10 protein-coding genes are annotated in these 14,390 nt (G+C 35.9%); 6 read left to right on the plus strand and 4 right to left on the minus strand.

The features are described from left to right. Positions 1–146 precede the first annotated feature (146 nt). Positions 147–1,313, plus strand: coding sequence for a GNAT family N-acetyltransferase (locus tag LV92_RS03665; protein ID WP_170126276.1), 1,167 nt, complete (start codon positions 147–149; stop codon positions 1,311–1,313). 63 nt (positions 1,314–1,376) lie between these two features. Further along, positions 1,377–2,531: a GNAT family N-acetyltransferase gene (locus LV92_RS03670; RefSeq protein WP_111622263.1), complete on the plus strand. Its 1,155-nt coding sequence runs from the start codon at positions 1,377–1,379 to the stop codon at positions 2,529–2,531. A 131-nt stretch (positions 2,532–2,662) separates the two neighbouring features. Here LV92_RS03670 and LV92_RS03675 read toward each other — a convergent pair whose 3' ends face one another. Then, on the minus strand, positions 2,663–3,883 hold the full coding sequence (locus LV92_RS03675; protein WP_111622264.1) for a hypothetical protein: 1,221 nt from the start codon (positions 3,881–3,883) through the stop codon (positions 2,663–2,665). Positions 3,884–3,919: 36 nt separating this feature from the next. Continuing rightward, the gene (locus LV92_RS03680) at positions 3,920–4,516 is read right to left on the minus strand and encodes a DUF7151 family protein (RefSeq protein WP_111622265.1); all 597 of its coding nucleotides are present in this window, start codon (positions 4,514–4,516) and stop codon (positions 3,920–3,922) included. Positions 4,517–4,944: 428 nt separating this feature from the next. On the opposite strand from LV92_RS03680, the gene LV92_RS03685 reads away from it, so the two are divergent. The 3 genes from LV92_RS03685 to LV92_RS03695 all read left to right on the plus strand — a co-directional run bounded on the left by LV92_RS03685 (position 4,945) and on the right by LV92_RS03695 (position 10,651). Next, positions 4,945–7,332 carry a fibronectin type III domain-containing protein gene (locus LV92_RS03685; RefSeq protein ID WP_111622266.1) on the plus strand — a complete coding sequence of 796 codons (2,388 nt, stop codon included), beginning with the start codon at positions 4,945–4,947 and terminating at the stop codon, positions 7,330–7,332. 16 nt (positions 7,333–7,348) lie between these two features. Next, positions 7,349–8,767, plus strand: coding sequence for a tyrosinase family protein (locus LV92_RS03690; RefSeq protein WP_111622267.1), 1,419 nt, complete (start codon positions 7,349–7,351; stop codon positions 8,765–8,767). 1,239 nt (positions 8,768–10,006) lie between these two features. Beyond that, positions 10,007–10,651 carry a GNAT family N-acetyltransferase gene (locus LV92_RS03695; RefSeq protein WP_111622268.1) on the plus strand — a complete coding sequence of 215 codons (645 nt, stop codon included), beginning with the start codon at positions 10,007–10,009 and terminating at the stop codon, positions 10,649–10,651. 371 nt (positions 10,652–11,022) lie between these two features. Here the strand turns inward: LV92_RS03695 and LV92_RS03700 are convergent, their stop codons facing one another. Both LV92_RS03700 and LV92_RS03705 read right to left on the minus strand, forming a co-directional pair. Continuing rightward, positions 11,023–11,388 (minus strand): heavy-metal-associated domain-containing protein, encoded by a 366-nt coding sequence (locus LV92_RS03700; RefSeq protein ID WP_111622269.1) that lies wholly within the window; start codon positions 11,386–11,388, stop codon positions 11,023–11,025. A 9-nt stretch (positions 11,389–11,397) separates the two neighbouring features. Beyond that, positions 11,398–13,659, minus strand: coding sequence for a TonB-dependent receptor (locus tag LV92_RS03705; RefSeq protein ID WP_111622270.1), 2,262 nt, complete (start codon positions 13,657–13,659; stop codon positions 11,398–11,400). Positions 13,660–13,984: 325 nt separating this feature from the next. On the opposite strand from LV92_RS03705, the gene LV92_RS03710 reads away from it, so the two are divergent. Further along, on the plus strand, positions 13,985–14,344 hold the full coding sequence (locus LV92_RS03710; RefSeq protein ID WP_072864031.1) for a hypothetical protein: 360 nt from the start codon (positions 13,985–13,987) through the stop codon (positions 14,342–14,344). Positions 14,345–14,390: the final 46 nt, after the last annotated feature.

Consider the following 14,390-nt stretch of genomic DNA (forward strand, 5'->3'; position numbering starts at 1 on the left):
ATGAAATTCATTGTTCGGCATGTAAATTAATTAAAAAAAGTTCATTCCCTAAGCGTTAATAATAGATTGAAATGATAGATAATTACCATAATATGAGGTTTTGTCAATATTAAAATGTATTAATAAGTTTCCCCATGCTTAAAAAATTGAATTTTAGTTTTGAGTTTTTCGAAAGGAATTCTGTATACCCATTTTACAAAAGTGTTCATAATAGAACTAATGGTAGTATATTGAATAATAATAGCTCAGAAAATGCAGGAGAATATTTAAATGACATATGCATAGTACAATATATTCCACCATATTTTGAACTTGAAGTGGATAAGGAGAATTCTCCCTTTGATCTTTGTAAAATTGTGGCAATACCATGTTTTACAGCAGATCTGGAGAGTTATGTTAATGTTGAGGAGTATATGAAGGTGCAGTTATCAAAAGGAGTGATAAAAACTATTAAAAGTCGCCTTAGAAGATTAGAAAATTGTTTTGACATTACCTATGAGATGTACTGTGGTTCAATAACCAAAGAAAAATATAGTTTCTTGTTCGATCAATTGGAAATAATGATAAACAGGAGGTTTTCTCAAAGAAATGAAGGGCATTCTGCGTTAAAAAAATGGACATTTTATAAGGAAAATGCCTATCAATTAATATTGGATGAAAAGGCTGCTTTTTTTTTAATTTCTGATGGTGAAAAACCAATTGTGATCGGCCTAAACTTTCTAAATCAAAATATATTTGACAGTGCCATAACATCTTATGATATTGATTATGCTAAATTCGGACTTGGTAATATAGCTGTCTTGAAAAAAATGGAATGGTGTTTTAATAACGGATACAGTAGGTTTGATATGCGTTGGGGGGAATTGGCTTACAAGCGTTTGTGGTGCAATGCTATAGAGCAGTATGAGTGTCACATATTGTACAATAAAAAAAATATTGTTAAAAGAATAACAGCCTATATCGTAATGACTGTAATAAATTTCAAAATATATTTAAGGGAAAAAAACATTCTGCCCATTAAGCCCAAAATTAGAGCAATAGTTAAAAAAATTACTGAAAAGGGGGGCGCATCATCAAAATCGGGAGCTTCTAACATTGAATTGGTAAATTTGGGTGACAACACATCATATGGGGAGCATCTTGTGGTAGATACGAGCACAGACGAGTATTCTTTTTTGCGAAAAATCCAATATGACTTTCAATACATTAATTCTGAGCATTCCAATACTCTCAATGTCTATAAGATATTGGACAGAGATAATTCCTATATCATTGCTGGAAAAAATAAAGCCCAACAAATAATCTATAAATAGTATGCACTTGAATAAATTCGTTGGTGCTAGTTCAATTATTAGGTTACAATTCTTTAAAATATTATGAGTAAAAGTGTCATTTTTGATTCGGTATACTATGAAAAAAAGACCGAGTGTTCTTCCATTAATAAGGTATATTTAAAAAACAGTCCAGAAAAAATCATTTATTCTCAGGAGAGTATTGGGAATAATTCCAAATCGGGGATTCATATTTTGGAGGATGTGCCGCCCTATGTAAATATTGAATTTCAAGAAAAATATGACTCTTATCAAATATTGAATAGTAGCGTTTTGGATTTTTATGTAAATCTCGAAGGTTGTTCCGATGTTCAAGAATACTTAAAAAGCCAAATGGGAGCAAAGAGTAGATCTAGATTAAGGGGGTTGGTCAATAGATTGGAAAAATGCTTTGATATAACTTATAAAATATATTTTGGAGAAATAACAAAGGAGGAGTACGAGTTGCTGTTTGAATATCTGAAAAAGTTTATCGAGGAAAGATTTTCTCAAAGAGGTGATAAACATCAAGCAATGGAGGAATGGAATTTATATAAGGAACGGACCTTCGAGATGATCTTGAAAAAAGAAGCTTCCCTATATGTCATTTATAATGAAAACAGACCTATTGATATTTGTCTTAACTATCATATTGCCAGTGTTTATGTCAACAAAATAAGGTCATATGATATTGACTATTCTAAATTTAGACTGGGCTATATAGACATTATAAAACAACTGGAATGGTGTCTTGAAAATAATTACGCCATTTTTGATTTAATGAGGGGCGATCTAAGATATAAGCGAGAGTTTTGTAATGTTATAACTAATTTTGATCGTTATATATTATATCCAAAAAATAGTTTTGGGGCAAAATTATTGGCCAATATTAAAATGAAGGAATTGTTGTTGAGGCCAAAATTAAGATTTATTAAGGACGGAATCAGAAAAGTATTAAAAAAGAATAATTCAGAGAACGATTTCCAGGAAAATGACCAACCGGAAATGAAAATAACAGAATTAACATTGTTTCCTAAAAATGCCAAGTCAGAACTGATTAATTTGAATCAAGAAGAATATAGCTCACTAAGAAAAGGGGTATACGAATTTCAATATAGCACTTCTGAGTATTCAAAAGATATCCAAATTTATAAATTGACCAATGAGCCCGGCTCCTTTATTGTAAAGGGCACTTCCAAAATCATAAAAATCAGTTTATAAACTAGTCAAATGATTAATTAACAGGTTGCCAGGAGTATGTCAATAGCTCTTAGAGTAACGAAAAAACGGGTTCAACCATAAAAAGTTGAACCCGTTGAAATAACTGAATATAAATTTAGGATAACGTAAATCTATTTATTGTCAATTATTAGTTTTTCAAGTTTATCTAACCGACTTGCCAATAATTGTAGAGACTCCTTTTGGTCTTCAAATTTAGAATTGGCCAGCTTTAGTTCCTCAATTTCTTTTTGTTGTTGAATTGCATATAGGGTCAATTCCTCTATTTTTTGCAAAAGTCTGGAATTCATTTCTCCCAGTCTAATCCCGTTCAGCTCAACTTCTGCGGCACTTGGGATATTCTCTAAGTGACCTTTATCTAAAATGTGCCTCTCCACCTCCTCTAATGTTGGAAGATCATAATTTTTTGTAAAAACAAAATCTGGCCAATTTTGGGATAATTCCACTCTAATTTCCTCAGCCAACACATTACCATCCACAGCTAATGCATAACCAAGAGGAACATTGGTTACACCAATTCCTACTCTGCCACTGCCGTTATAAAACACATTGGATCCCGATACCGTCCATGGAGAACTTGAGAACGGTGACCCATTTAGGAGAAAAGTAGTGGCATTTATGGTTCCGTCAACATCCAAATCAAAATTAGGATTGTTGGTTCCTATACCCACATTGCCTGAATTAAAGTAAGTTTCAGAACCCGAGACTGTCCATGGTGAGGCTGGAAGTGGTGCTCCATTTATTAATAAGTTGGAAACATTTACTGTTCCCGCCACATCCAAGGTGAATCCCGGGTTGTTAGTGCCGATCCCCACTCGCCCAGCATTGTAAAATGTGTTAACACCATTAACGGTCCAAGGTGATGATGGAAGTGGACTTCCGTTGATCAATAGATTTGTTGCGTTTACGGTCCCGGCCACATCCAGGGCAAATCCAGGATTGTTTGTGCCAATTCCTACACGTCCTGCATTGTAAAAGGCATTAAGACCGTTAAGGCTCCAAGGCGATGCAGGAAGTGGATTTCCGTTGATCAACAGATTTGTTGCATTTACAGTACCTACCACATCCAAGGCAAAACCTGGATTATTAGTGCCTATACCAACCCGGCCAGCGGTGTAAAAAGTGTTGGAGCCGTTAAGAGACCACGGGGAGCTTTGCATGATTGCCCCATTCACAAATATTTCCGAGGCACTAAAAGATCCCGCCACCTCAAGGTTATAACTTGGTGTTAGCGTGCCTATACCTACATTTCCTGAAGCAGGGTAGGTATTTCCTTGGCCATACCCAAAAAGGACTAAGAGGAATGCTATAGGTACAATGTATTTTTTCTTCATGATCATAAATTTATAAAAAGGTCAATCCCATAGGGATTATTCATATTGTCTCAATTCAAAGGATAAATTGGAGAAATTGTCCATAAAGGCATTTATACCATTCTGGAGTTCTATCCTTACTTGGTTATTACCGATCAATTCCCCTCTTACCCCGGTATGGGTCGTAGGTGTAGTATAAAAAATAACAGTTTTTCCAATAGTTATAGTTTTATCCAGGGTGCCCACATATTTGCCCTGGGATTCCCTGACCCAACTAATGTTTAAGTCTAAAGTATTCTCAAGGATATTGGAGCTTGGATTCTCCGTCCCTGATTGACTAAGCAATGAAACATAGGATTGGTAAGTTATATTGGAATTGTCTCCATTGCACAAATATTCCGTGCTGGTTACTTCATTGGTGTCCAAAGCACCATTGGCATTGACATCCAAACCAGACTGAACGCTAAAACCTCCATTGGAACAATTTTCTCCTGGCTGCTCTACTAAGGTTTTGATCAATCCATTGAATCCATTACTGCCATCTATACCATTAGAGCCATTAAGGCCGTCGGTACCATCTTCGGGACTACAACCTACAAAACCGGCCAAAAAGACGAGTAATATAGTAATTTTAAAAAGCTGTGTGTTAAGCATAAATAACTTTTGAGTAAGATTTAATTTGTTAAAGATACAAATAGGGTATATCAATCTATTGAACTTTAGCCAAAAGAATAAATATAATCGATAAATGTAACATATTTCCCATTAGGCAATATAACTTCTAAAATGCCATATTTTGATAAAGGTTTTTTTGGAATATAAAATTAACACCATTTTGACAGCGAATTACATAATCAATTATGAAGGGTCTAACTATTGAGAAACTGCTTCTATTCCAGAATTGGAAGCCATCTGTATGCATGAGATTTTATGTCACCTTTTTATGAGTGATATACATTATTTTTTACCATTTATAGGGAATTAAGTGCAGTTCATAGATTATAATACTTTAAGGTCTTAAAATATGTTAATTTTGCTACAAATTCCCTCTCTATGTTCTTTCAATTTTAACAAGCTTTTATATGAAAAAAGTACTACTATTATTATTGTCATTTTCTTTGATGTTTTTGGAGGGGGCTATTGGCCAAGATTTGCATACCCAATCCAACGCAGCTTCTATTGCAAATGAAGCTAATACCACAACAGGATGGTCGGGCACGGCGGTAATCAGCTCGGATAATTCAAATCCCCAACTGGGAAATTTTGCCATAAGAATGGTGTCCAATACCGGTAACAGATATCGTATGGATTATTCTTATAATGCAACGGTTGGTACAGATTATGTTATTAGGATTTGGGCAAGGCAAGGGCCGCAAGTCACAGTTCCTGCAGCTCCAGCTTTTGCCAATTGGTCAGGTATGTCTGGGTTTTCCACAACTGTAATTACAGAGACGAATTGGACGGAGTACGTTTTTAATGTTACTGCAACTTCCTCCAGTCCTCGAATAACTATTTATAATGGAACTTCTGCTTCTGGGAATACTGCTGGAAATACCGTATTTATAGACAATGTTTCCATACTGCCTGCAGGTAGCGATACAGCACCTCCTACTGCACCAACGAATTTGGTGGCAAGCGGAACTACTTCTACAGGCACTACTTTAAATTGGAACGCTTCTACGGACAACGTAGGGGTTACAGGATATACCATTTTTCAGAATGGTACAAGTATAGGGACTACAAATGGGGCTACTACCTTCAGCGTAACGGGACTTTTTCAAAATACTTCCTATGCCTTTACGGTAACGGCAAGGGATGCAGCAGGCAACGTTTCGCCAGCAAGTAACACTGCAAATGTCACTACCCAGTCCGGAGCAGACAACCAGCCACCTACGGCACCAAGTAATTTGGCGGCCAATGGAACAACAACAACCGCAACAAACCTCTCCTGGGCAGCTTCTACTGATAATGTAGGTGTTACGGGCTATACAATATTGCAGAATGGTACTAGCATAGGAACAACTACTGGGGCACTTACTTTTAATGTGACCGGACTTACCCAAAATACTTCCTATGCATTTACAGTTACGGCAAGGGACGCGGTAGGCAATGTTTCTCCCGCCAGTAATACGGTAAATGTCACCACCTTAACGGCGGCGGATAACCAGCCACCAACGGCACCAAGTAATTTGGCTGCCAATGGAACAACAACAACCGCAACAAACCTCTCCTGGGCTGCTTCTACAGATAATGTAGGGGTTACTGGATATAACATCTTGCAGAACGGTACTAGTATAGGGACCACCTCTGGTGCTCTTACATTTAATGTTACCGGGCTTACCCAAAATACTTCCTATGCCTTTACAGTAACAGCAAGTGATGCAGCAGGGAACATTTCACCGGTTAGTAATACGGCAAATGTCACCACCCTCACGGCGGCGGATAACCAGCCACCAACGGCACCAAGTAATTTGGCTGCCAATGGAACAACAACAACCGCAACAAACCTCTCCTGGGCAGCTTCTACAGATAATGTAGGGGTTACTGGATATAACATCTTGCAGAACGGTACTAGTATAGGGACCACCTCTGGTGCTCTTACATTTAATGTTACCGGGCTTACCCAAAATACTTCCTATGCCTTTACAGTAACAGCAAGTGATGCAGCAGGGAACATTTCACCGGTTAGTAATACGGCAAATGTCACCACCCTCACGGCCGCCGATGGTCAGGCACCAACTGCACCAAGCAATTTAACGGCTAGTGGAACTACAACTACTACCACGAACCTATCATGGACCGCTTCTACGGACAACGTAGGGGTTACGGGATACAATATCTTGCAGAACGGTGCCAGTATTGGGACCACCACAGGAGCCCTTACTTTTAATGTGACCGGGCTTACTCAAAATACTTCCTATGCCTTTACTGTAACGGCAAGTGATGCAGCAGGCAACGTTTCCCCAGCTAGTAATACTACCAATGTTACTACAACTGGCAGCGGCGTAATAGATTATACTTCAGCAAACTCAAATTTACCAACCATTGACTGGACAGCAAGGGATTTGTTTGCTAGTAGAAATGTAGGTATCGGAACTACAAATACCCAAGGCTATAGACTAGCTGTTGATGGTAATGTGGTGGCTGAGGAAATAAAGGTTGAATTATCCCAAAATTGGCCGGATTTTGTCTTTACTAAGTCTTATGGCTTACCAACTTTGCAGGAAGTTGAACAACATATTTTGGATAAGGGACATTTGCAGAATATACCTAGCGCTATGGAAGTAGAGCTAAACGGCATAATGTTAGGGGAGATGAATGCAAAGTTGCTTCAGAAAATAGAAGAACTAACGTTATATGCGATCCAACAGGAAAAGAAGATAATGAAGTTAGAAAACGAAAATAAGAAAATTCAATTATTGTCCGAAAAATTGTTGGAATTGGAAGGATTGATAAAAGGAAATAATTAGAAAATTATAATGTATCATGAATAAATATTATGCATTATTTGTTTTAGCAATTTCGGTTTTTCACGTTGAGGGGCAAAGTATACGTAAAAACTTTACGGAGATGTCCCAATATGAAAAAATTGAATTGGTGAACGGCTTTTATGCTTTAAGATCGGGTGGCGATTTGATCAATGATTTGGCAACCTTTCACAACGACTTCTTCAATTTTGACAATACCGTTGATCCAACGCGTTTGGATTTACATTTTAACCTTCCGGATGAACCGGAGCGGGATATATTTCTTGCTTGGCACAGAAGACAAATGTTCGAGGTGGAACAGGCTTTGCAAAATGTCAATCCAAGAATTAGTTTAGTATATTGGGACAGTTCTGTGGAGAGGTCTGTAAATTCAACATTGTGGAACCAAGACTTAATGGGGAGCTTTAATGCGAATTGGAGCCTAGGGAGAAACTTGGGAGGAAACGGTTCTTTACCGGTTACAACTGGTACAAGCGATGGTAATGTTAATGTGATACAAGGCATAAATGGGACAAGCTGGCCTGCTCCGGATTCCCAAACGGTAGGATTTTATGCATATTCCAATCGTTTGGAAAGAGGTAGGGTTCATGCTGGTGCCCATGAATGGACTGGTGGAATGATGCCTACCGGTGCCTCACCAAGGGATCCCGTTTTTTACTTGCACCATACCAATGTTGATCGACTTTGGCAGGAATGGGAAACAAATAATCCTGGTTCATCCGGCTTTATAAGGACCTCTATGTTGAGATATGACGGAACCTATGTTTTCAATGGACAGACATTGCCATTAGTAAATCCTAATAGTCTTATTGATAGTAGGGTTTTGGGTGTTTTTTATGCCAGAAATGGGCTAGCGGTCTTGGATAATTATATTGTTAGTAACACTTACAATCCTGAAGAGGTATTTTATTATCAGTTTTTGATTGAAGCAGGAGATAACGGGTTTATTGTGCCCTCTGGTCGTGTTGCTAGAATAGAATCATTAAATACCATTGAATTAAAGCCAGGTTTTATGGCTGCAAGTGGATCTACTTTTTCTGCGAGGATAGATGTAGGCAATTCTGGGCTTACTGGAAAATCTAGTGGCGCATTGGTCGTAAATGATAAGCCGTTTGATCATCTGGATATTAAAAATATCGTAGAATGGCAGGAGGATAATAAGGATGATAGCCCTGTTTTTATGACTACTTTCCCTAATCCTTTTGTCAATAAAATCACGATCAATCTAAATAAAAAAACGGATTGTTCCATAGAAGTATTTAATATGATGGGCATGTCCATTAGAAAGGAATCTTTCCAAAATACGGATACTCTGGAAATAAATAATCTTTACGGCCTAGCAGCTGGTATATATGTTATACAAGTCGTAAATGGTCAAGGTGAAATTTTATTGGCCAAAAGGGTTGTGAAACTCTAGGTATTTGAATTCAAAAAATGTTCTATTAATTATATAAATGGAAAATAGAAGGGACATACCGGATCAAGTCATAAATGTATGGGATATTAGGAATCTTGATTCACAATTAAAAATCAACCTTTATTAAGCACATTCCAGATTAAGTCTAATTTTCAAGAATATATATAATAGGACTTGCAACAAAATAATGGACCTTGGGATAGGAGTCATGCAGCTATTTTTGGATTGTGCAAATTTATTTCAATTTCCTGTTAATCGTATACTCCAAAGAAAAGTGTTTCCTTCTTCTGTTGTACCAAATTTATATCTATTGAGATACCGATAATTCTGCTGTAGACCTTAGATGGTGATTTTGGTTGTACACCCTATTTTACCTTTAAACTTTTAAATAATGACTCCGCTAATGTGTTAACGCAACAATTACCTTTTCTTCTCATACTTTGTTTTATCGATCAATGATAATTTTTAAGGATCTTGGTAAAACTGTAAATGGCTTATTGTGAAAATCTATCAGAATGGAATATAAGTTCTTTTCTGATATTGTTTGATTTAGTTGTCATATCTCATGTAGGGATGCCGGTGTCTCTGGCGCTCTAAGTTTGGCTTATAAAAATCCAACAACCTATCGGTGGAACAGGTATAAGATAGCCGTTAAATACATCTCGCTTTGACCGGTCTTGTATTCAAGCTTGACTTGGTCTTGAAACGATAAAGTACTGGTTCAATATATTGGGAACTATTGGGCAGTTATTTTCACTATGGGCGGTAGTTCTGTATTTTCGCTTTCTTTTTGCAAACTGATGATTTACATTTACTATCCTTTAGCCTTAACTAAAAAATAGGTATTATACATTTATGTCCGGTTAAATATATGAAGTCCAAACCGTACGAACTGCTCATGCCGTGAGGTAATTAAAAAAGGTGTTCTGAAAGTTGTCGAATTTACTTACATTGCACATACGCAATTAGAATAATACTCCGTTGTAAGAGCTGGAGATTCATATTCAGGTTTTTTGTTGTAAAATACGAATTAATATATTGAATATCACTTATTTATACTGCCACTGAAAGCGCCTAATAAGGAGTTTTATTCTTTAGTGTAGAAGTCATAGGTTGACAAAGAATAATTTTTTTAGGGTCAACAATATTTTATAGAGCGCGTATCTTTATAATAAATATGATTTTAAAAATGACCAATGGTAGATTTGGTTAACTTCCTAGAACTGATGATTGTCAATTATGGATATTGAAAGAAGTAAATATTTTAAGGTTCTGATGATTCGAAATAGAATTCGAAATGGCCTATTCCTTCTTACTTTAAGAAACTTTATAACCCGATTTGGTCTGGATTTCTATCCTTATTATTGGGATAAGGAAGAATTTTCTCTCAGCACTGAACCAAAAATTAAGGATAATCTTGCCAGCTATAATGTGGTTGATGTAACAACAGATGAAATAGGTATCTTGAATAAAGTTCTTGGAAAGCGTCCAGGTGCATTGGAGAAGGAAATTCGGGAAGGGCATTTGTGCATGGGCTTAAAATCTAAGGGTGAAATTGTAGCCATAGTGTTCGCTAAATGTGAGGATTTCATCTATAGGAATCGGACCTTTAAACTAAATGATGATCAGGCATATATTTACAATCTTTATACCTTTGAAGCACAAAGGGGCAAAAACCTAGCGCCCTATCTGCGCTACCATTGTTATAAGAGATTAGTAGAAAAGGGAATCAATGAAATATATTGCATAACAGCGTTCTTCAATAAATCTTCACTTAGGTCTAACAAAAAATTGTGCATAAGGCATAAGATATTGTTTCTGTACGTTGGGCTTTTCAAAAAAAAATACTGGAACTTTATACTCAAGCATTATGAAGCGAAATGAATGGGATCTCCATAATTGAAGACTTAAAGCTAACTAGCTAATATTAAAAATAACTGTGTAACTTGGAGGTTTAATCCTTGTTACGTAAAATCATGTCTGCAAGACTATAATTAAATAAGCAAGAGTAGGTGATATATCGAGTTATTTTTTAATTGAGTAATTTATCTTTGTGTGATTTTGAAGTTTAATATTTAGAAAAACGACTCCCCGGCTAGTAGATTTATTTGGAAACAACCGGGATCAATCTATTCAAATAGGTTTCCTCTTATGATAAAACTAAAACCTAGACATTCTTAATTTTACAGACACACCCATTGGTGTGTAAAAGAACTATAATTAAAAAGAAATGACACCTTATTATTTCTCTTTTCTTAGTGTTTTGTACCGTGATCTAGATGAATACTTGCCGGATCTCTATATTTACAGCAGGGAGGTAAGTCATTATAGGTGTTATCATCTGCTTGAGCTGAATCAGTATCGTGACCAACCCTTGCAATAGCCTTTTTAACATCTAGGGGTGTACATTTATTCTCATCCAATATTAGAGTCAGTTGTTTGGAAGGGATGTCCCAATTTACATATTTTACTCCTTTGACCTTAAGGGACGCCTTCTCTATTCTTGCTTTGCACATCGCACAATTTCCCTTTACCTCAAAGGAGACCTTCTTATTTTTGTCCTGTGCATAGGCATGTACTGAAGTAATAATCAATAGAAAGCAAATAATTAATTTTTTCATATCAATAATTTATAATTTATATCTTAAACCAACGTAATAAGTACTTCCTAAAACAGGGGCGTATAGGATGGTACTATCAAAATACGGTCCAAACGGGTCATCACTACCTAATATAGCCATTTCCTGGGTATAATTTGCGATATTTTCCCCACCTATATAAACTTCAAATTTCTTTGAAAACACTCTGGTTACCTGGGTATTCATTAAACCGTAGGAAGGTGAAAATGACGCTAATTGGTATTCGCTAGGGTTTAAAGCTGTATTGGGTAATCGTTGTTCCCCCTGCCAGTGAAGGGTATAATCGAATCTCCATTGGGATCCATTCGATTTTCTAAGGGTTTCATAACTTAGATTGGTGAAAAAACGATGTTGGGGTTGTAAAGGTTTTGTTAAACTACCCGAGCGGTAATCAACCTTAATATCGTAATATTTATAGGTAGCTCTTAAGTCAAAATTTTGAACTAATTCATAATTTAGATCTATTTGCAAACTATTGGAATAACTTTTACCGTCCAAATTATAAAATGATATTTTTCTAGGATCTTCCCAATCAATTAACACCTGATCTTGAAACTGTGTACTGTAAAAATCAGCAGAAAAATCCAAGACTCTATTCCAGAGATATAATTTTTGGATAAAACTTATTCCAAAATTCCATGCAACTTCCGGATTAAGACCGTAAATTTTACCGGAGTTTTCAATGATTTCCAAACTTCGGGACGAAGCGAAAAATTGTTGATTTTCGGCAAATATATTTGCACCTTTTACACCCTTGCCGAAAGAACCCCTTAGACTAGCCTTATCCCAAAGTGAGTATCTTATATGGAAACGTGGGGTAATAAAGTTGCCAAGTTTATTGTGGTGATCCATTCTAATTCCGGCTACTAAACTTAATCTCTCCAAGCTATCATAACTATATTCAAAAAATGATCCTATAGTATTGTCATTTCTTCCTAAGTCTTGCCCATTCACCTGTTCATCATAATAGTCATTACTATAATTGATGCCAGCCTTTATTTTATTTTGTGTATTATTAATGATGCTGTTGAAAATTAAGTTTGTGTAAAATGAGTTTTGCTTAATGTTGTATTGGTTTAGACCGTAATAGGAATTTTGGTCGTGAATGTTATATGAGGTCTGTATTCCTATACTTTGATAAGGCAGTTCCGGGAAAACATAGCCTACTTTTGAAGAAATGTCCAAACGGTTAGTTAGTACCTCACTTCCCCAATGATTGGTAGTTAATTTATCCCGTTCCGGTACAAAATTAACCTGGCCGGTATTTTTTTTGTCCTTTAGATAATGAAGGGTTAAAAAACTTACCCAGCCTTTTTCACTGTCCATATATTGCCACCTGTTCATTAAATTGATTTGTTCGGCCAAAGGCGTATCCAGAAAGCTGTCATTATTGTTGTCTATGGTCCCATTCCTTAAATTGCCATGGACATAAATTCCTGTTCCTAGATTTTCTGAAATTTTCTTGTTGAATCTTCCGTTAAACTCATACCTCTCATAATTATTGGAATAGATGTTCAAAAATAAGAGCTTATCACTAAGCGGTTTTACCAATTCGGAATTTATTTGTCCGGAAATACTTTCGTACCCATTTTGAACCCCACCCGAACCTTTGGTAATTTGTATGCTTTCAATCCAAGATCCTGGTATAAACGAAAGACCATAGATTTGGGATGCGCCTCTTATAGAGGGTATGTTTTCTTGGGTAAACAAGAGATAGGGACTATTTAGGCCCAACATTTGAATTTGTTTGGCACCAGAAACTGCGTCTGAAATGTTAACATCTACGGTAGGGTTGGTTTCAAAGCTTTCCGAAAGATTGCAGCAGGCGGCTTTTAGCATTTCCCTGCTGTCCACTGTGACAACATTTTGTACTTCAAACAATGACTTTTGTAGCGGTTTTATGTTGTTTTTTACTACTACCTCTTCCAGATTTATTTCTTTCTGGAGTAATATTTTACCAATATTTGGCCTATTGACATCTAAGGTATCTGTTTGGTACCCCGGATGGCTAACTACAAGTTTTTTGGTGTTGTTGTTAAATGGTATTTTGAAATTCCCTTCCTTGTTGGTTAAAACTACGGCAGTACTATCCTGCCAATAAACATGAACCCCAAATTGTGCTACGGCCGTTCCGGAGCCATCATTTACAACTACAGTTCCAGAAATAGTAATCTGACTTGTAGCAGCCAAAGGAATTATAAAGAGAATTGCAAATAAAATAAGCTTATTAAACGGATTTTTTAACAAATGCATATGAAGAAATTTTCTTTGGCTTTATAATTGCTATATCTCATTTATTAACCAGGAATTATAGTATAATGATGGCCGCCTCAGGTAGAAATAATGATTAAAGTTTATTGATTAGTTAATAATATGGAACAAATTATTTAAAGTTAATAGGTTCTTTAGCTGCTGTTAATTTACTAACTTTAATTTTATTTTACTCTCCCCTTGGTTAGAATGTTTTAATAGTTGTTATATAACTAGAGTAACGGCTAATGGACCCTAAATATTGGAATTGGTTACTAATATTTAAGTAATATTGGAAAAGAAATAATTAAGAATTAAAATCAAAATTATGAAAACTTCATTTTTTTTACTTCTATGTTCTATTCTCATTTTCTGCGAAAGTCATACCGTACTTGAGAAGCAGGAGCAGACTAAAATTAGGGTGATAAACAATAGCTCATATGAGCTTACAAATTTGGCCTTATTTTCTATGAGGTTTAATAATTTATTACCAGGTGATACCACTGCATATCAGGTAATGGACTTTGATGAATTAAAGGACGATCCAATGATATATTGTATCGTAGATCAGAATAATTTGTCATTATTTTTAAAAAAGCCTGAAAACGAGGGTAATTTCACCTATTCTATTGATAGTTTGGATTTAACTATGAAAAGAATTTACTTTAATATGACAACAGATAATTAAATAAGGCAACAATTGTTAATATTAGGTTCCTTAAGTTACTAAGATT

Origin of the sequence: Arenibacter echinorum (genome assembly GCF_003259375.1) — a bacterium.
GTDB classification, from domain to species: domain Bacteria; phylum Bacteroidota; class Bacteroidia; order Flavobacteriales; family Flavobacteriaceae; genus Arenibacter; species Arenibacter echinorum.